The sequence below is a fragment of the Salinivibrio sp. EAGSL genome (assembly GCF_013366455.1).
GTDB classification, from domain to species: Bacteria; Pseudomonadota; Gammaproteobacteria; order Enterobacterales; family Vibrionaceae; genus Salinivibrio; species Salinivibrio costicola.
The window spans coordinates 1-464 of record NZ_JABWMG010000056.1; the positions used below are offsets into that span (position 1 = coordinate 1).

The 464-nt window shown below is 58.2% G+C and carries 1 protein-coding gene; it reads right to left on the bottom strand.

Features of this window, described 5'->3' with window-relative positions; all coding sequences use genetic code 11:
• Positions 1-464 (bottom strand): contractile injection system protein, VgrG/Pvc8 family (locus HLG76_RS14670; protein ID WP_254877715.1); only part of this gene is annotated, 464 nt, incomplete at both ends.

A 464-nucleotide genomic window follows, 5' to 3' on the forward strand; every position in this document is an offset into this window, starting at 1 on the left:
CCACGGGAAGTGGACTTTCACTCGCCCGTGTTCATCACAAAAGATTTCTTCGCCACCCGGTCCCACCACGGTGCCTATCATAGGGCCATCCACTTGAGGCTTGGGCGTCGGGGTTGCACGCCACGGGGTAGTGGCAGGAATAAGCATAAACTGGTTGTTGTAGGTGGTGGCGCCTTGGCCACCTTCTTCTTCCAGTGCTTGCGGTTGGCTGCCTTGATGATGCACCCGCACCACTTGCCACGCTTGGTTGACGCCCTCATCCAGGTGGTCGCTGATGGTAAAGCGATAGCCGGCCCGTAATGCCGGCTCATTGCTTTGCCCGTTGGTATGCTCGGCCTCACGGCGTAAGTACTCGAGGCGGGTTTGGTTAAACGCCTGTCCGGTGGCGTCGTCTTTAAAGCGGCCCGGAAAGTCAAAGTGCTCGTAGCTGTCGGTACGCTGGTAATCAATGCCATCGGCTTGCG